This window comes from Streptomyces sp. LN549 (genome assembly GCF_043203805.1).
In the GTDB taxonomy this organism is placed as follows: Bacteria; Actinomycetota; Actinomycetes; order Streptomycetales; family Streptomycetaceae; genus Streptomyces.
In genome coordinates, this window is sequence record NZ_JAZHRI010000002.1 from 774,609 (window position 1) to 791,464 (window position 16,856).

Below are 16,856 nucleotides of genomic sequence, written 5' to 3' on the forward strand. Positions count from 1 at the left end.
TCGGACCGGTTAGATAAATTCACGCCATTTACAAATGGCCGCATGCAGCATGCACGGCTGCAAACAGCAAGGTCAAGAGGTTTCGAGTGTGGTCTTCAATTAACCGGAAGAGATGATTCCGGCCATGCTGAAGAGCGGCTGCGGCCCCGGTCGGGGGCAGCGCGCAGCCGCTACGGTCCTTCAGGAACGCAGAGCGGTACAGCCGCAGGGAGAACCGGCGTCAGTGACCGAACGACCGGTGTGCCACGCCCTCCAGATGCAGGCGCATCGCCGCCTCGCAGGCATCCCCGTCCCCGGCCTGGAATGCCCCCAGTACCGCGGCGTGCTCGGCGAGCGCCTCCTGCGTGTCGGTGACGCGACCGCCGGTGAAACGCCGGAAGCGCTGGATGTGCGCGCCCAGCGGGTCGATCGCCGCGGAGAGGAAACGGTTGCCGGCGGCCCGGGCGATGGTGGCGTGGAAGGCGGAGTCGGCCTGGAGGTAGGCGCGGAAGTCGTCCGCCACGCGCTGCACCGCCGCCGCTTCCATCAGCCGGTGGCTCTCGGCCAGTGCGCGCGCCGTGCCCGCCGCATCCCTCTCGCAGGCCTGGCGCGCGCTGTACGGCTCGATGAGCAACCGGGCGCCCATCAGCTCACGGAACCCGCCGTCGTCCAGAAGCGGGGCGACCGTGTAGCCGCGGTGCGGGACGCGCACGACCAGGCCGGTGTTCTCCAGCTTGGCGAGTGCCTCGCGCAGCGGCGTCGGCGAGACGCCCCAGTCCTTGGCGATGGTGTCGATGCGCAGGGGCGTGCCCGGCTCCAGGCCCTCGTCGAGGATCAGGGCGAGCAACGCGTCGTACGCCTCGTCCATGAGCACGGTCCTGCCGAGCCCCGCCGGACGTACCTGCCTGCCGACTGGTCCCATCGTTGACTCTCCCTGTGATGAGCCGGACACTGCCGGCGGACCGGCTTTCAGCCTAGTCGGAGCGGCTGCCCCTCCCTCTGTGGGGCAGCGTTCAGTGCGCGGTGCGCGGGGAGAGCAGTGTGACCAGCGCCGAGTCGTCCTCGGCGGCGAGGCCCTGGCTGATGGCGAGCTGGTAGAGCTGGTCGGCCGCGGCGGCCACGGACGTGGCGACGCCGGCCTTCTTGGCGAGGGACACCACGATGTTCATGTCCTTGCGGATGATGTCCAGCCGGGAACGCAGCTCGGGTCCGCCGGTGCCGTCCTCCTTCACCTCGTACTGCTGGACCATGCGCGGACCACGGTCGGCCAGCATGAACGACGCGGCGGCGCCCTGGCCCAGGACGTCGACGGCGCGGTCCAGGTCGATGCCGAGGGCGCGGGCGAGCGCGAGGGACTCGGCGGCGGCCGCAGTGTGGATGCCGCACAGGAGCTGGTTGACGGTCTTCATGATCTGGCCGTCGCCGACGCGCGGTCCGACGACATGCAGCGTGGAGCAGAGCCGGTCGAGGACCGGCCTGGCGGCAGCGAGGGCCTCGTCGTCCGCGCCGACCATGATCAGCAGATCCCCGGTCCCGGCGCGTACGGAGCCACCGCTGACGGGGGCGTCGACCAGCCGTACGCCCTGCTCGGCGAGGCGCGCCGCGACGTCCTGGACGCCGTCGACGCCGACGGTCGAGGTGACCACGACGACCGCGCCCTCGCTCAGCGACTCGGCGGCGCCGTGCTCGACGATCCCACCACCGAACAGGCAGGACTCCAGCTGCTCCTGGTCCCGTACGGCGATGACGACCACATCGGCGCCCTGCGCGGCCTCGGCCGGAGTGGCGGCGGGCGTGGCACCGGCCTGCGCGGCGAGGGCGCGGCGTTCCTCGAAGACGTCGAAGGCCTGGACCGGGAAGGCACCGGCGAGGCGGGTGGCCATGGGCAGACCCATGGCGCCGAGGCCGAGGACGGCGGTGGTGGGGGTGGAGGTGGGGTTCTCAGCGGGCATCGGGTGCTTCTTCCTTGCGGGATGCGGTCGTGAGGGCCGCATGGACAGATTCTCTTACGGGTCCGTGGGCGCCCGGGCCTTTGCGGTTCCCGTACGGGCTACCCCGTACGGGAACGCGCGGACCACAGGCGACGCGGGCGCGGACGCCGCAGGTGTGACGGGTCAGACGAAGACCGCGTACATGAGCAGGGACATGGCCAGGCCCATCACGGCGACGATCGTCGAGAGGGCGGACCAGGTCTTGATGTTCTGGGAGACGCTCATCCCGAAGTACTCCTTCGCCAGCCAGAAACCGGCGTCGTTGACATGCGAGAAGAAGAGCGATCCCGCGCCCACCGCGAGCGCGATCAGGGAGGCCTCCACCGAAGGGATGCCTGCCGCCATCGGAGCCATGATGCCTGCGGCGGCGGTGGTGGCGACCGTGGCCGAGCCGGTGGCCAGCCGGATCAGGACGGCGAGCAGCCAGCCGAGGACGAGCAACGGCATGTGCGCCTCCGCGGCGAACTTGCCGATGGCGTCGGCGACGCCGGTGTCCACGATGAGCTGCTTGAAGCCACCGCCCGCGCCGACGACGAGCAGGATGCCGGCGACAGCGGGCAGGCCCGCGGACACGGTGGCGCGGACCTCGGCGCGGTTCCGGCCGAGCCGGAAGCCGAAGGCGACCATGGCGACGAGCACCGCGATGAACAGCGCGACGAGCGGCGTTCCGAGGAAGTCCAGCAGGTGGTTGTACCAGGCATTACCCGGGAAGGCGATGTCGACGACCGACTTGGCGAGCATCAGCACGACGGGCAGGGCGACCGCGCCGACGGAGACGGCGAAGCCCGGCAGCCGACGGTCCGCGCCCCCCTCCCGTGTCTCGTCGGCCTCCTTGACGAGGGAGGCGACGAGTTCGGCCGGGGCCTCGCTGCGCACGTGGCGGGCGATGAACTTCCCGTACAGCGGGCCCGCGATGATCACGGTGGGTATCGCCGCGAGCAGGCCCAGGCCGAGCGTGGTGCCGACGTCCGCGTTGAGCGCGCTGACGGCCACCAGCGGGCCGGGGTGCGGCGGCACGAACGCGTGCATGGTGCCCAGGCCCGCCAGGGCGGGCACGGCGAGCAGCACCAGTGGCCTGTTCGTCCGTTCGGCCAGGACCACGATGATCGGCACCAGCAGGACAAGGCCGACCTCGAAGAACATCGGCAGGCCGATGACCGCGGCGATCAGCGCCATCGACCAGGGCAGCAGGCGGGGCCCCGAGCGTGAGCCGATGGTGTCGACGATGCGGTCGACGCCTCCGGAGTCGGCGAGGAGTTTGCCGAGGATCGCACCGAGCGCGATCAGGGCGCCGGTGGAACCGAGCGTGGAACCCATTCCGGTACTGAACGAGTCGACGACCTTGGACAGTCCGGCGCCCGAACCGATCCCGAGGACGATGGATCCGCCGATGAGGGCGATGAACGGATGGAAGTCGAGAATCGCGATCAGCGAGATGATCACGCCGATGGCGAGGGCGACCATGACGATGAGCCGGGTGTCGTGCCCGGTCCACGGCGCGGTCGCCGTGGCCAGGATGTCAGTCCTGGGCAGGACGAGCGGAGGCATGCGGGGTGCACCTTACGTCGTTGTAAGTGAGGGCAGAGGGGCGATGTGGGCCGGTGGGGCTGCTGCGTCGGCGTCGAGGGGCGTCAGCAGCCCGACACGGGCTCGCCCTCGGGACCGGCGACCGCGGCGGTGTCGTACGCGTCGAGGACCGCGACCTTCTCGCCCGAGGGCGAGGACTCGTCGAAGCGGTAGCCGAGCCACTCGCGCACCAGACGGCGGGCGAGTTCGATGCCGATGACGCGCTGGCCCATGGCGAGGACCTGGGCGTTGTTGCTCAGTACCGCGCGCTCTACGGAGAAGCTGTCGTGGGCGGTGACGGCGCGGATGCCACGGACCTTGTTGGCGCTGATCGCGACCCCGAGTCCGGTACCGCAAAGCAGCAGGGCCCGGTCGGCGTCCCCGTCGGCGACCACGCGCGCGGCGGCCACCCCGATGTGCGGGTAGGCGGTGTGCTCGCCCACGGTGACGCCGACGTCGGCGACGGACTCGACGCGGGGGTCGGCTTCCAGATCGGCCTTGAGAATTTCCTTGTACGCGTATCCGGCGTCGTCGCAGCCTATGACGATGCGGAGCGGAGCAGGGGGCTGGTTCTGCGTCATGTCAGGTTTCCCATGGGGTGGTGGGGATGGTCTAGTTCGTTCGGGCCGTGGGCCCGGCTGTCGTTCAGCCGTTGCCGTTGCCCTTGCCTTCGCCGCCACCGAGCAGCGCCGCGACGGTCCGCGCACACAGGGCCAGGGAGAGGGCTCCGGCGTCGGGGGTGCCGACGCTGCGTTCGGCCAGCGGGCGGGCGCGGCCCAGGCGCGGGGTGAGCGCGGCGGTGGCGGCAGCCGCATCGGTGGCCACGGCCGCGGCCTCCGCGAAGACGGATCGGGGATTCCCGCCGCGTGCGACGCCTGCGGTGAAGGTGTCGACGAGCGGGACGAGGGCGTCGACGAGGGTCTTGTCGCCGGGCTTCGCACCGCCGAGCGAGGTGACGGCTCCGAGAGCGGCGCGGGCACCCGCGGCAGCGCGCAGACCGTCGGCCCGGCCCGTGTCGCCGAACTCCTGGGCCAGGGCGCGCAGGGCGACGCCCCAGAGCACCCCGGAGGTGCCGCCGGCCTCGTCGGCCCAGGCGTCGGCGGCGGCGCTCAGCAGCGAACGGGCGCCCGCCCCGAGCAAGTCCGCTTCCTCGGCGGCCCGTACGGCGGCGTCGACGCCCTTGGTCATACCGCGCCCGTGGTCGCCGTCGCCGGCGACCGCGTCGATGCGGCCGAGTTCCTCGGCGGCATCGTGCAGCGCGGTACGCAGCGCGTGCAGGGCGGCCAGGGTGTCGGCCGCGGCCGCGCGCGAGGCGCTGTCCCCCCGGGTGACCGGGGCCTTGGCTATCGCTTCGGGCTCGGTGTACGGCCCGTCCGGGGCCTTCGGCAGTGGCAGGCGGCTGAAGCCGGGGGCGTCGGCCACGGCGCACCACCAGCGCTCCAGGTCCTCGTCGAGCCACATCAGGGTGAGGGAGCACGCGGCCATGTCGAGGCTGGTGACGAGCTCTCCGACCTCGGGCCGCACCACCGTGAGCCCGGCTTCGGCGAGGCCGTCGGCAACGTGTCCCCACAGCAGGAACAGTTCCTCGTACTTGGTGGCGCCCAGGCCGTTGAGGATCGCGGCGACGCGTCGGCCCGCCCCTTCCGGCCGCTCGCCGAGGAGCCGCTCGACGAGGGTGCGGGCGATCGCCGGTGCGTCGGCCATGTCGGCGTCGCGCACACCGGGTTCGCCGTGGATGCCGAGGCCGATGGCCATCTTGCCCTCGGGAACGGTGAAGAGCGGAGCATCGGCACCGGGCATGGTGCAGCCGTCGAAGGCGATACCGAAGGAGTACGTACGGTCGTTGGCGTGGTGGGCCGCGGCTTCGACACCGTCCAGGTCGAGGCCCTCCTCGGCGGCGGCGCCGGCGACCTTGAAGACGGTGAAGTCGCCTGCGATGCCGCGGCGTTCATGGCGTCGCCCGGCCGGGGCGCTGGCCACGTCGTCGGTGACCATGACGGTGCGGGTGTCGATCCCGGCGTCGCGCAGGCGGGCCTGGGCCATGCCGAAGTTCATGCGGTCGCCCGCGTAGTTGCCGAAGGAGAAGAGGACTCCCGCGCCGGCGTCGGCGGCCCGTGCCACGGACTCGGCCTGCCGGGCGGAGGGTGAGGTGAAGATGTTGCCGACCACGGCACCCGCCGCGAGCCCTTCCCCGACCAGTCCGCTGAACGCGGGGTAGTGCCCCGAACCGCCGCCGACGACGACCGCGACCCGGCCCGCGGCCTGCGGCCGTGTACGGACGACGCCACCGGGCACCACGGTGACGTGCTCCGGGTAGGCCGCGGCGAAGCCTCGCAGCTGGTCCTCGCTGAAGCGGTCGGGGTCGTCGAAGAGCCGGGTCATGGCGGGTGAGCTCCTAGTCGGAGAGGTACGGATGGGTGCGGGTACGAGGCTTCGTCGGTGCGCCGAGGGGCGGCCTGCGGAGTGACGGCCTCTGAGGGCCTTGGGGTCAGGGGCGCCAAGCACTCCACATCCAGGGGCCCGGCCCGGGTCCGGGGAGGCGGCAGCCGGGCCGAACCCGGCCGTGCGGAAACGTGGGCAAGGACCGGGAGGCCGGGACCGGCTCGTCGGGCAGGCCCCCGAACGGTTGATGCGCGGACGCCCAGGGCATCGCGTCACGGCCTCACATCACGACGCCGTGTACCGCGTGAGCCGCGCGGTGCGGTGCGCTGCTCAGGCCCCGGTGCGGCGCGGCAGGATGCGCCTGAGGTAGTCGCGGTTGGAGGCCGCCACGCTCAAGCCGTCGCCGCCGTAGTGCTCGACGCAGAACGCGCCGGTGTAACCGTGCGCAAGAGCGATCCGGATGGCCTGGCGGTAGCTGACGAAGCCGGACTCCATGGGCGCCGGGGAGGTGAGCACGGTGCCCGTGGCGGGGTCCTCGACACGGTAATAGCTCTTCACGTGCCAGTAGTTGGCGTGCGGCAGCGTCTTGGTCACCATCGATTCCCAGGACTCGATGGGGCGCTGCATCCGGATGAGGTTGCCGAGGTCCGGGTTGAGGCCGACGTTGTCGCGGCCGATGTCGGTGAGCAGCGCGACGGAGGAGTCTGCGGTGCCGAGGTAGGTGTCCTCGTACATCTCCAGGGACAGCTCGACTCCCACCGAGGCGGCGTGGTCGGCCAGTTCACGCAGGCGGGTGACGGCCCTGCCCCAGGTCTCGCGGTCGCCGACCGGATCCTTGGGGCCGGGCACCGTCCAGAACCAGAGCACGGCCTGCTGCTCGGGGGTGAGCGGCCGGTGCAGACCTACCGAGACGAGCGGGACACCGAGAGCGGCGGCCGCATCGATGGTGCGGTGCGAGTAGGCCAGGTTGGCGTCGCCGTCGACGGGGTCGATGACGCTGCGACGGATCGCGGAGATGGCGGGGGCACTCAGGCCGATCGCGGAGAGCGTGGTCCGCAGTTCCTCCAGGCGGGCGGGGGCGAGGTCGCCGGGGCGCAGCCAGCCGTCCGTGAGGTCGACTTCGGTGAACCCGGCGTCCACGACGTCCTGCAGGCTCTCGGCCCACTGCTGAGCGGTCTGCTCCTGGGTGGAGACACCATCGGGCCCGGCATTCGGGAACTGCAGCAGGGCGGCGGCGATCGGCCAGGTTTCTGCGGTGTGAGTCATCATCGGCTCCCTTTCTCTATTTCATATAGGATCTAGAATTGTGGAGCCTGTCAATGTGGTCCACCTCACACCCCCTCCCCGGCGATCCGCCCAGGACTCAACTCGCCCCGCCCGGCCCCGGCAACCGGCAACCGGCAACCGGCAACCGGCCAGGGTGTACGACGACGACGGCGCCGGCACAGGCGGCAGCGACCCGCCCGTCAGTGGCCTGCCTGTGCCCCGGAGACACGGCAGGGGCAGGCGTGAGAACGGCCCCGGGCCCAACCCGGTGCCGGGTCAGCCCTTCGCGGCGTCGGTGGTTCCGCCGACGACCCGCTTCTCGGCGACCGAGAAGAAGATCAGTGAAGTTGGCTTGTCCGCTGACGAGGCCGTGCCGACGGATGCGCTGCGCGGGAAAGGGAAACAACGACGTCCGCGTCGCCGGCAGGAGGCCGGATCCGCAGGGCCCGGCTACGAACCCCGGCCAACCGCAGCGGTCATCCGCAGGCACCGCACTCCGGCCTGGGGCTGTCCGCATCCAGCGTGGCGGCCCGGTCCGCGGAGCCGGGCTGACGCCGCGCCCTGGCCACAGCGCCCGAGGCTGTTCCGGTTGTCTGTCAGGAGCGCCAGCCGATCGCGGCACACGCCACCCGTTCAGACAGTCACGAAGAACGAACGGCTGCTTTTCCGCAACGCGTGAACGGCGCCACCGCCGACCACTGCCGGCGGTTTCCTGATCGCACGGTTCCGGGGGGCTCGGGCCAAGGCTCTCCGTCCCCGGAAGGTGCCACGTGGGGACCCGCCGGGGCCCGCCCATTTGCGGCCCATCCCCCAGTTCGCTGCGGCCACGCGCCTGACCGGCGAAGTGACACCGCTGTCAGCGGGCGTTTCTATCAGTGTTTTAGCAGGTAAGGCGGTCAGAATTAGCGTAAAAAGGATGACCCCAAGATTGGGACTCCCCAATCAGCACATCGTGGGCTTAACTTAGGTGCCATGACCTCCCCCCGCTCCACCTACGGCGGCGGCTACTACGCCGCACCGTCGTTCCCCGACACTCCGATCTACGACTCCCTGGTCGCGGAGCGGGGCACGCCTCAGATCGCACCGATCCGAGTGCCTGCCGCCTATGACACCGGCAACAGCTATCTGCCGGCGCTCCCGTCGGCCCTGCCGGCTCTGCCCGCGGCACCCTCCCAGCCGAATCCGTCCTACGGCTACCAGCAGCCGATGGCGCAGCAGGGGTACGCGCCGATGCAGCCGGCGCAGCTGCAGCACGCTCCGGCGCCGTACATCCCGCAGCAGCCTTCCGCGGGCCGCGGGGGTTATCAGTCGCCTCCGCAGTACCAGCAGCAGCGGCCCGCGCCGGGTACCGGCTACGAGTCGATGCGTCCGGCGTCGCCGCGGCCCGCGCCCGCACAGTCCCCGTACGAGGACCCGTACAACCGCCCGTACCAGGGCCGGGGCTACTGAGAAGCACCGCCCGCAGGCAGCGACGGGCTGCCGGGGAGTGGCTGGCAGGATGGGGGGCATGCCTTCCCCGGAACTGAGTGCCGTCCACATCCACCCGGTCAAATCGCTGGCCGCGTGCACAGTCGGCGAGGCCGCCGTCGAGCCATGGGGACTCGACGGCGATCGCCGCTGGATGCTGGTCGACGCCACGGGCAAGGTGGTCACGCAGCGTCAGCAACCGCGCATGGCGCTGATCTCCGCCACCCCGGTGCCGGGTGGTGGAATCGTGCTGGCCGCGCCGGGGAGCGCGTCGCTCACCGTGGAGGTCCCGGAGCCGCGGGGGACGATCGGCGTGGTGCTGCACCGCAGTCGCCTCGACGTGGTCGAGGCGGCGCGGAGCGCCCACGCCTGGCTCGGCGAGTTCCTCGGCGCGGAGGTCAGACTGGTCCATCTCGACGCGCCGGACCTGCGCAGACTCATCGACCCCGCCTATGCGCGGCCGGGTGAGACCGTCAGCCTGGCCGACGGCTTCCCCCTGCTGCTCACCACCCTCGCCTCGCTCGACGCGTTGAATTCGCTCATCGCGCAGGGCGACCGTCCCGGCGAGGGACCACTGCCGATGAACCGCTTCCGGCCCAACGTCGTCGTGGCCGGTACAGCAGCGTGGGCCGAGGACGACTGGACCCGGATCTCGATCGGCGACGTGGCGTTCCGCGTGGTCAAGCCCTGTGGCCGCTGTGTCATCACCACGACCGATCAGCACACCGCCCGCCGGGGCGCCGAGCCGCTGCGCACGCTCGCCCGGCACCGCCTGTCCGGCAAGGAGCTGCTCTTCGGCCAGAATCTGATCCCGGACACGGCGGGCGTCATCAGGGTCGGGGACCCGGTGCGCATCCTGGGCTGAGAAGTCCCGGTGAAACGGGAACTCCCAGGGACGCGGGGCGGGTTGACGGGGTGAGGTTGCTCTCTCTTCGTCGCTCCAGCGCGCGGACCGCGCCGTATCGGGTTATGACGGATACGGAAGGGGGTGCAGGACTGTGCGAGCGCTTACGGGAGTCTGGCGTTGGCGGCACAATCCCCTGCGCCGCGCCACGGACAGGCGCGAGGCGTGGGTGGCTCTGGTGACGCTTGTTCTGCTCGTAGTGGCGGCGCCGGTGCTCGGCTGGTACTGCGGGTCGCGTACCGACCACGTGCTGCAGGAGTCGGTGCGGGCCCAGCAAGCCGACCGTCGGCTCACCACCGCCGTCGTGGTGCGCGGTGTGGCCGACCGGCACCTCGTGTCGGACCCCGAGGTCTCCACGGACCGGATGGGGCAGACCACCGTGGTGGCCCGCTGGCACGCCCGGGACGGTACGGCGCGCAGCGCCACGGTGACGACCGCCTCGCGCGACACCGCGACCGGCGCACAGGTGCGGATCTGGACCGACCTGGCGGGCAACCCCGCGCTGCGCCCCATGGACGCGCCGACGGCGCACACCCATGCCGCGCTGGCCGGATTCGGCGCAGCGATGCTTTCCGTCCTGCTGATCGAGGGCGGGCGGCGTCTGATCGTATGGCGCATGGTGCAACGGCGGTACGAGCGGCTCGACCGGGCGTGGGCCAAGGCCGGTCCGGACTGGGGCAGGACGGGCACCGGCAGCTGATGAGCTGCTGATCGGGTCAACTCCCGCCCTCCACGCGCGCTACGGTGGACCGGCCCGCCCGTCACTCCTGCAGGCAGGCCCCGGGTGATCGCTGCCGCGAGGCCGGTGACACGGGCATCACACACGCACGAGGTGGGGGCACGACAGCGCCATGGCACAGGGCACGGTCCAGGTGACGCACAGCGGCACATCGCGGTGGCGGCGCCGCACAGGCGAATACGCCTCCCTCACCGCGGCTCTGGAAGCGGCGGCGGACGGTGATGTCCTCACCGTCGCGCCGGGCACCTACCGGGAGAATCTGGTCATCGCCCGCGCGGTGACGCTGCGTGGTCCCGAGGGCTCCGTCGGTTCCGTGCGGATCGCCCCCGTCGACGGTGTCCCGCTGACCCTGCGCGCCTCCGCCGTCGTCCAGGACCTGCACGTGGAGGGCCAGGACTCCGCCTCCCCGGCCCTGCTGATCGAGGAGGGCGCCCCGGAGATCGCGGACCTGCGGATCGTGACCCGCTCGGCCGCCGGAATAGAGGTGCGCGGTGCGGCCCGGCCCACCGTGCGCCGCTGCACCGTCGACAATCCGGCCGGCGTCGGCATAGCCGTACTCGACGGCGCGGGCGGGGTGTTCGAGGAGTGCGAGATCGTCTCGGCCGGGCAGTCCGGTGTCTCGGTGCGCGACGGCGCGCGCCCCCGCCTCGATCGCTGCCGTATCCATCACGCCTCGGGCGCGGGCCTGTCCGTCACGGGCGAGGGCAGCGGCCTGGAGGCGGTCGGCTGCGAGATCTACGAGATCAAGGGCAGCGGGATACAGGTGTCCGCCCGCGCCGCAGCCCACCTCACCGACTGCACGGTGCACCGCACCTCCGCGGACGGCGTCACACTGGACACCGACGCGGTGCTCACCCTGGCGGACTGCGACATCCACGACATCCCCGAGAACGCGGTGGACCTGCGCTCGCGCGCCGTCCTCACGCTGACCCGCTCGACCGTGCGCCGGTTCGGCCGCAACGGACTCTCGGTCTGGGACCCGGGCACCCGGGTCGACGCCAACCAGTGCGAGATCCACGACAGCACCGGCGACTACCCCGCGGTCTGGGTGAGCGACGGAGCCACCGTAATACTGGATTCGTGCCGCGTTCATGACGTGCCGGACGCCCTCTTCGTCCTCGACCGGGGCTCGCGCGCCGATGTCGTGGACAGCGATCTGTCCCAGGTCCGCAACACGGCGGTGTCGGTCAGCGACGGAGCGACCGCGCAGCTCGACGACTGCCGCATCAGGGAGGCGTCCACCGGCGCCTGGTTCCGCGACCACGGCAGCGGCGGGACCCTGAACAACTGCACCATCGACGCGGCCCAGACCGGAGTGATCGTCACCAAGGGCGCCGATCCGACGATCGAGCGCTGCACCGTCACCTCGCCCGCCGAGGCCGGCTTCTATGTGTCGGCCGAGGGGCGCGGCACCTTCCACAGCTGCCGGGTGACCGGCAGCGAAGGGTACGGCTTCCATGTGATGGACGGCTGCCGTACGACGCTGACGCGCTGCCGCACCGAGCGGTGCGCCCGTGGCGGTTACGAGTTCGCGGAGGGCGGGGCCCACGGCGATGCCTCGGCCACGGGGCCGGTCGTGGAGGACTGCACCAGCGACGAGAGCGCTCTGCGTACCGCCACTCCCCCGCCGCCCGCCGTTCTGACGGCCACCCAGTCGGCTCCGGGGCTGCTGGGTGCGATCCCCGCGCCGCGCGCGGTGGAGCCCGTCGCGGCCGAGGTGCCGGCCGAGCCCGCGCGGACCTCCGGAGCGGTGCTCGGCGAACTGGACGCGCTGGTCGGCCTCGACAGCGTCAAGCGCGAGGTGCGCGCCCTCACCGACATGATCGAGGTGGGGCGCCGGCGTCAGCTCGCCGGTCTGAAGGCGGCTTCGGTCCGCCGCCATCTCGTCTTCACCGGCTCCCCCGGCACCGGCAAGACCACGGTGGCCCGGCTGTACGGCGAGATCCTGGCCTCCCTCGGGGTGCTGGAGCGGGGTCATCTGGTCGAGGTGTCCCGGGTCGACCTGGTGGGCGAGCACATCGGCTCGACCGCCATCCGCACCCAGGAGGCCTTCGACCGGGCACGGGGCGGGGTGCTGTTCGTCGACGAGGCGTACGCCCTGTCACCCGAGGACTCCGGCCGGGACTTCGGCCGGGAGGCGATCGACACGCTGGTGAAGCTGATGGAGGACCACCGGGACGCGGTGGTCGTCATCGTCGCCGGGTACACCCACGAGATGGAGCGGTTCCTCACCGTCAACCCCGGTGTGGCCTCCCGGTTCTCCCGGACCATCACCTTCAGCGACTACGAGCCCGACGAGCTCCTTCGTATCGTCGAGCAGCAGACCGAGGAACAGGAGTACAGCCTGGCTTCCGGGACCGGGGAGGCGCTGCTGAAGTACTTCACCGAGCTTCCCAAGGGACCCGCTTTCGGCAACGGCCGCACGGCCCGCCAGACCTTCGAGTCGATGGTCGAACGGCATGCGGGCCGGGTCGCACAGCTCGCCGAGATGAGCACCGACGACCTCACTCTGCTGTTTCCCGAAGACCTTCCGGAACTCCCCTGAGCCCACTCCTGGACTCGTCCGCCTGATGGGGCAGGACGGGGACGAGCCGGGCCAGGAGCGCTGCGCGCTCCTGGGCGAAGACGGGGTCCGCCTGGTAGTCGGAGTGCCCCAGCACCGGCTCGGGGAGCGGGTGTTCGGGGGTGCGCCCGTAGACCAGCGGGTCCTTCAGCGGGCCCCGGTCCACCTCGGGCCCGGACTCCTCGCCGAGCCGCACCTCGCCGCCGATCGGGTCGGTGGCCCGCCACAGGTTGCGCCAGCAGTGCACCGACCGGTGCAGCCCGTGCAGCTGGACGGGCCCGAAGTAGGCCGGGAACCAGCGCCCGTAGAGGCGTTCGATCGGCGAGCCGTAGGTGAGCAGGGCGACCCGGCCGCGGGTCTCGGCGGGCAGTTGCCAGACGGCGGAGGCGGCCAGCACGCTGCCCTGGGAGTGGCCTGAGATGACGAGCCGGCCACGGGTGCGCGCTGTCCAGCCGGACATCCGTGAGGCCAGGTCGGGGACGGCCCGCTCCGCGTAGCAGGGCGGGGCGAAGGGATGTGCGGCGCGCGGCCAGAACGTCCCCACGTCCCAGAGGATTCCGATGGTGCGCCGGGCCGCGGCGTCCCGATAGGCGCGCCGCCCGCAGGCGACGAACAGCAGGAAGCCGAGACCGACGAGCCAGGATCCGGTGGACTGCGCCGCCTCGGCCACCGACTCCACGAAGGGGCTGCTGCCGTCCAACGCGAGCCCGGGGACCTGTCCGCTCGCCCACGCCCCGCCGACCGCCGCCGCGCCGAGCAGCAGTGTGGCGCCGGAGACCAGGCCCAGCATTCCGGGTGCGGAGTCGGTGAGCGCGGCTGTGGCCCGGGTCCTGGCGATCTGCTTCGTACGCGCGGGGTCGGGCCGCGCCTCCTCGTACTCCGTGTCGATCAGCGGCTCCAGCCGGCGGGCCGCTCGATACGTGCGTGCGCCGAGCACGAGGCCCGGGACCAGGAGCAGCATCAGCAGCACGGGAATGACGGAGGCCTGCCAGCTGAGGAGCACCGGTGGTCCCTCTATGACGGCGCTGCGTCCCATGCCGGGGCTGCCGGGCCCGTCGAGCCAGTCCGCGACGCGCTGGGCCACTCCGCCGGTCATCACACCGCCGAGCGCACAGGCGAGCATCGCGACCGCGGGGCCGCCCAGTCCGTGCAGCACGGTGCGCGGTTCGGGGCTGCGCCGGTACAGGTTGAGCGACACGACGGCGAGGACGACGACGAGTGCGCCCTGGGCGAGGGTGACGACGCGGAACATGACGTCACCGGGAAGCGTTCCGGCGGAGACCCAGCCGGGGCGCGACCATGCGGCGTGCAGCGCGGCGAGGACGAGCAGGACGAGGGCGGTCGCGGGCAGGTACGTGACGACGGCGCGGTCGAGGCGGTTGTCCAGGCGCCGTTCGCTCCGCCCGCGCCGGCAGACGACCCAGAGCACGACGAGCGTCCCCGCCACGAGCAGCGCCTCGATCAGCCTCCCGAACACCTCGGGCACCGGTCCGGCGACGGAACGGTCCTGGCGGGCCGTCGCGCCCGTGACGAAGGCGGTGACGGTGAGGAATCCGGCCGCGGTGTGTGCGGCACGCAGTCGCGCGACGAGCCGGCGTCCGTACCAGAATCCGGGCCGTCCGAGCGCGGGCCGCACCACGGGGACCGCGTCCGTCCCGGGGACCGGCTGCGGCGCGTCCTCCTCCGGGTCCGTGCCGGTGAGCGGTCGCTGGGACTCGTACGCGCTCCAGGTCCGGTTGGACAGGTACCAGAGCAGTCCCACCAGCGCTGTCGGCGCCAGGGCGGCGAGGGCGAGACGGCGGCCCGGCTGGGACCACCATCCGCCCTGCGAGGTCGACAGGAACCCCAGCCATGACCGCTGGTCGGAACAGTCCGGCACGCCCGCGCACTGCCAGGCGGTCAGATCGAGCGCGACCTCGCACACGGCTGCGGTCAGCAGAATGGTGAGGCTCAGCGCGATGAGCCGGACGAGCACGCCGTACAGCCGGATCGCCCGGGGGCGGCGCGTGGCGGCCGGGCGCATCCAGTGGGCGAGGTTGATCACCATGAACGGGAGCAGCAGGAGCCACAGCGCGCGGGAGCCGTTGCCGGACGTCAGGTTGGACCAGCAGTACGCCTCGGGGATGGGCCGGTCCTGGTAGCGCTCGGGGTGCGCCTCCGCATCGATGTCGCCGGAACGCCGGAAGATGGCGGCGGTGGCGTCACCGGTGATCCGGACCGTGCGCGGATCGACGAGCATCTCCTGGGGGGTCGTTCCGCCCACGCCGTGGACCAGCAACTCCAGCGCGGGTCCTTCGGTCTGCGGGGCCTGGGTGGCAGGTGGCACGGGGGTGACTCGCTCTCGAAGGTGGAAGACCGAAGGGGACGCGGCTGATGCCCGGTCACCAGAGTGGTGGATGGCTCCGGGTGCCCGCACCGCTCTCACGGAATCTCCCCAGTGCGGCGGCCCGCGACACCGCGTGGCAGGATGAGCCGTCGACATGGACTGCCGCACGGCCAGAGGGAAGGACCGGGCACAGCGTTGAGCGAGAATCAGAATCTGCTCGCGGAGCAGCGGCGTGCGCTGATCCTCGACGAGGTGCGCAGGCGCGGCGGGGTCAGGGTCAACGAGCTGACCCGGAAGCTGAACGTCTCCGACATGACCGTCCGCCGGGACCTGGACGCGCTGGCCCGCCAGGGTGTCATCGAGAAGGTGCACGGCGGCGCGGTGCCCGTGGTCGAGGCGAGTACACACGAGCCCGGCTTCGAGGCGAAGTCGGCGCTGGAGCTGACCGCGAAGGAGGACATCGCGCGGGCCGCCGCCGCGATGGCCGTGCCCGGCAGCGCCATCGCGCTCTCCGGCGGCACCACCACCTATGCCCTCGCCCAGCATCTGCTGGACGTACCGGACTTGACGGTGGTGACCAACTCGGTGCGGGTCGCCGACGTGTTCCATGCGGCGCAGCGTCCGGGCTCGCCGGGTTCGCGGCCGGGTGCCGCGACAGTGGTGCTCACCGGCGGGGTCCGGACCCCCTCCGACTCGCTGGTCGGCCCCGTCGCCGACCGGGCGATCGCCTCGCTCCACTTCGATGTGCTCTTCCTCGGTGTGCACGGGATCTCGGTGGAGGGTGGACTGTCCACGCCGAATCTGGCGGAGGCCGAGACCAACCGCCGCTTCGTCCAGTCGGCGCGGCGCGTGGTGGTGGTCGCGGACCACACCAAGTGGGGGACGGTGGGCCTGAGTTCGTTCGCCACGCTGGAACAGGTACACACGTTCGTCACGGACGCGGGCTTGTCCGGGGGCGCCCGCGAAGAGATCGAGGAGCATCTTCCGGGTCTCGTGGTGGCGGGCCGGAGCGCGGACGGCGAGCCGGCCCAGGACTGAGCCGCGGATTCCGCTCAGCTCGCGCCGGGGCCGTGACGTCCTAGGATCGACCTGTGGCCGTCTTCCGGATCGAGCGCTTCACTCCTCTGCCCGCTGCCGAGTCCTGGCGCCGGGTGACGGACTGGGAGCGGCATGCCGGGCATGTGCCGCTGACGACGATCACGGTACCCACCGGGCTGCCGACGCATATCGGAACGGTTTTCGTGGCCCGTACCGGGATCGGACCGCTGGCGTTCGACGATCCGATGGAAGTGGTCCGGTGGTCAGCGCCGGCCGGCAGCCGGGCGGGGATGTGCCGGCTCGAGAAGCGCGGCCGGGTGGTGCGCGGACGGGCCTCGATCGATGTGTATCCCACCCATGCCGGCTCCCATGTGGTGTGGGTGGAGGAGCTGTGCGTGCGGCTGCTGCCACGGTGGGCCGATCCGCTGATCGCCGGCGCGGGCAGGCGGATCTTCGGCCGGGTGCTCGACTCCATGCTGGACATGCCCGCGCGGCCGTACCGCTGAGGGGCGGCCCGGGGTGGCGCCCGGCTCACAGGAGCGCGTCAGTCGCCGTACGTGACGCATCGCGATCCGGGGCCGCTGGCTCCGACGACATCTGACGGTGCGCCAGCTATGGTGTGCGCGAGCCCGTCC

General features: G+C 71.8%; 13 protein-coding genes. 6 read left to right on the forward strand and 7 right to left on the reverse strand.

Annotated elements, in window-relative coordinates; genetic code table 11:
• Window positions 1-220 precede the first annotated feature (220 nt).
• The 6 genes from SH922_RS03500 to SH922_RS03525 all read right to left on the reverse strand — a co-directional run bounded on the left by SH922_RS03500 (window position 221) and on the right by SH922_RS03525 (window position 7,184).
• A complete protein-coding gene (locus tag SH922_RS03500) occupies window positions 221-901 on the reverse strand; it encodes a GntR family transcriptional regulator (protein WP_393054543.1) in 681 nt (226 codons plus the stop codon).
• A 91-nt stretch (window positions 902-992) separates the two neighbouring features.
• Window positions 993-1,931 carry an NAD(P)-dependent oxidoreductase gene (locus SH922_RS03505; RefSeq protein ID WP_393054545.1) on the reverse strand — a complete coding sequence of 313 codons (939 nt, stop codon included), beginning with the start codon at window positions 1,929-1,931 and terminating at the stop codon, window positions 993-995.
• A 162-nt stretch (window positions 1,932-2,093) separates the two neighbouring features.
• Window positions 2,094-3,518 carry a gluconate:H+ symporter gene (locus tag SH922_RS03510; RefSeq protein WP_393054547.1) on the reverse strand — a complete coding sequence of 475 codons (1,425 nt, stop codon included), beginning with the start codon at window positions 3,516-3,518 and terminating at the stop codon, window positions 2,094-2,096.
• Window positions 3,519-3,601: 83 nt separating this feature from the next.
• Window positions 3,602-4,117 (reverse strand): ribose-5-phosphate isomerase, encoded by a 516-nt coding sequence (locus tag SH922_RS03515; RefSeq protein ID WP_393054549.1) that lies wholly within the window; start codon window positions 4,115-4,117, stop codon window positions 3,602-3,604.
• A gap of 64 nt (window positions 4,118-4,181) precedes the next feature.
• On the reverse strand, window positions 4,182-5,918 hold the full coding sequence (locus SH922_RS03520; RefSeq protein WP_393054551.1) for a dihydroxyacetone kinase family protein: 1,737 nt from the start codon (window positions 5,916-5,918) through the stop codon (window positions 4,182-4,184).
• Window positions 5,919-6,248: 330 nt separating this feature from the next.
• The gene (locus SH922_RS03525) at window positions 6,249-7,184 is read right to left on the reverse strand and encodes a sugar phosphate isomerase/epimerase family protein (protein ID WP_393054553.1); all 936 of its coding nucleotides are present in this window, start codon (window positions 7,182-7,184) and stop codon (window positions 6,249-6,251) included.
• Between the two features lie 972 nt (window positions 7,185-8,156).
• Between SH922_RS03525 and SH922_RS03530 the strand changes: the two genes are divergently transcribed.
• From SH922_RS03530 to SH922_RS03545, 4 genes are all read left to right on the forward strand, one after another.
• Complete coding sequence (locus SH922_RS03530; protein WP_393054555.1) at window positions 8,157-8,633, forward strand: DUF6643 family protein; 477 nt, start codon at window positions 8,157-8,159, stop codon at window positions 8,631-8,633.
• A gap of 58 nt (window positions 8,634-8,691) precedes the next feature.
• Window positions 8,692-9,516: an MOSC domain-containing protein gene (locus tag SH922_RS03535; protein ID WP_393054557.1), complete on the forward strand. Its 825-nt coding sequence runs from the start codon at window positions 8,692-8,694 to the stop codon at window positions 9,514-9,516.
• A 133-nt stretch (window positions 9,517-9,649) separates the two neighbouring features.
• On the forward strand, window positions 9,650-10,255 hold the full coding sequence (locus SH922_RS03540; protein WP_393054559.1) for a hypothetical protein: 606 nt from the start codon (window positions 9,650-9,652) through the stop codon (window positions 10,253-10,255).
• Window positions 10,256-10,406: 151 nt separating this feature from the next.
• Complete coding sequence (locus SH922_RS03545; protein WP_393054561.1) at window positions 10,407-12,839, forward strand: right-handed parallel beta-helix repeat-containing protein; 2,433 nt, start codon at window positions 10,407-10,409, stop codon at window positions 12,837-12,839.
• On the opposite strand, the gene SH922_RS03550 is transcribed toward SH922_RS03545, so the two are convergent.
• The gene (locus tag SH922_RS03550; RefSeq protein ID WP_393054562.1) at window positions 12,799-15,183 is read right to left on the reverse strand and encodes a hypothetical protein; all 2,385 of its coding nucleotides are present in this window, start codon (window positions 15,181-15,183) and stop codon (window positions 12,799-12,801) included. The two genes, SH922_RS03545 and SH922_RS03550, sit on opposite strands and share 41 nt — an antisense overlap.
• A gap of 195 nt (window positions 15,184-15,378) precedes the next feature.
• Here SH922_RS03550 and SH922_RS03555 point away from each other — a divergent pair, with 195 nt between their 5' ends.
• Window positions 15,379-16,221, forward strand: coding sequence for a DeoR/GlpR family DNA-binding transcription regulator (locus SH922_RS03555; RefSeq protein ID WP_393054564.1), 843 nt, complete (start codon window positions 15,379-15,381; stop codon window positions 16,219-16,221).
• A gap of 53 nt (window positions 16,222-16,274) precedes the next feature.
• The gene (locus SH922_RS03560; protein WP_393054566.1) at window positions 16,275-16,727 is read left to right on the forward strand and encodes an SRPBCC family protein; all 453 of its coding nucleotides are present in this window, start codon (window positions 16,275-16,277) and stop codon (window positions 16,725-16,727) included.
• Window positions 16,728-16,856 lie beyond the last annotated feature (129 nt).

Excerpts from the sequence above, each read along its gene's own strand:
- SH922_RS03530 (WP_393054555.1), top strand. The coding sequence starts at position 8,157 with ATGACCTCCCCCCGCTCCACCTACGGCGGCGGCTACTACGCCGCACCG.
- SH922_RS03525 (WP_393054553.1), bottom strand. The coding sequence starts at position 7,184 with ATGACTCACACCGCAGAAACCTGGCCGATCGCCGCCGCCCTGCTGCAG.
- SH922_RS03515 (WP_393054549.1), bottom strand. The coding sequence starts at position 4,117 with ATGACGCAGAACCAGCCCCCTGCTCCGCTCCGCATCGTCATAGGCTGC.
- SH922_RS03505 (WP_393054545.1), bottom strand. The coding sequence starts at position 1,931 with ATGCCCGCTGAGAACCCCACCTCCACCCCCACCACCGCCGTCCTCGGC.
- SH922_RS03545 (WP_393054561.1), top strand. The coding sequence starts at position 10,407 with ATGGCACAGGGCACGGTCCAGGTGACGCACAGCGGCACATCGCGGTGG.
- SH922_RS03510 (WP_393054547.1), bottom strand. The coding sequence starts at position 3,518 with ATGCCTCCGCTCGTCCTGCCCAGGACTGACATCCTGGCCACGGCGACC.
- SH922_RS03500 (WP_393054543.1), bottom strand. The coding sequence starts at position 901 with ATGGGACCAGTCGGCAGGCAGGTACGTCCGGCGGGGCTCGGCAGGACC.
- SH922_RS03535 (WP_393054557.1), top strand. The coding sequence starts at position 8,692 with ATGCCTTCCCCGGAACTGAGTGCCGTCCACATCCACCCGGTCAAATCG.
- SH922_RS03520 (WP_393054551.1), bottom strand. The coding sequence starts at position 5,918 with ATGACCCGGCTCTTCGACGACCCCGACCGCTTCAGCGAGGACCAGCTG.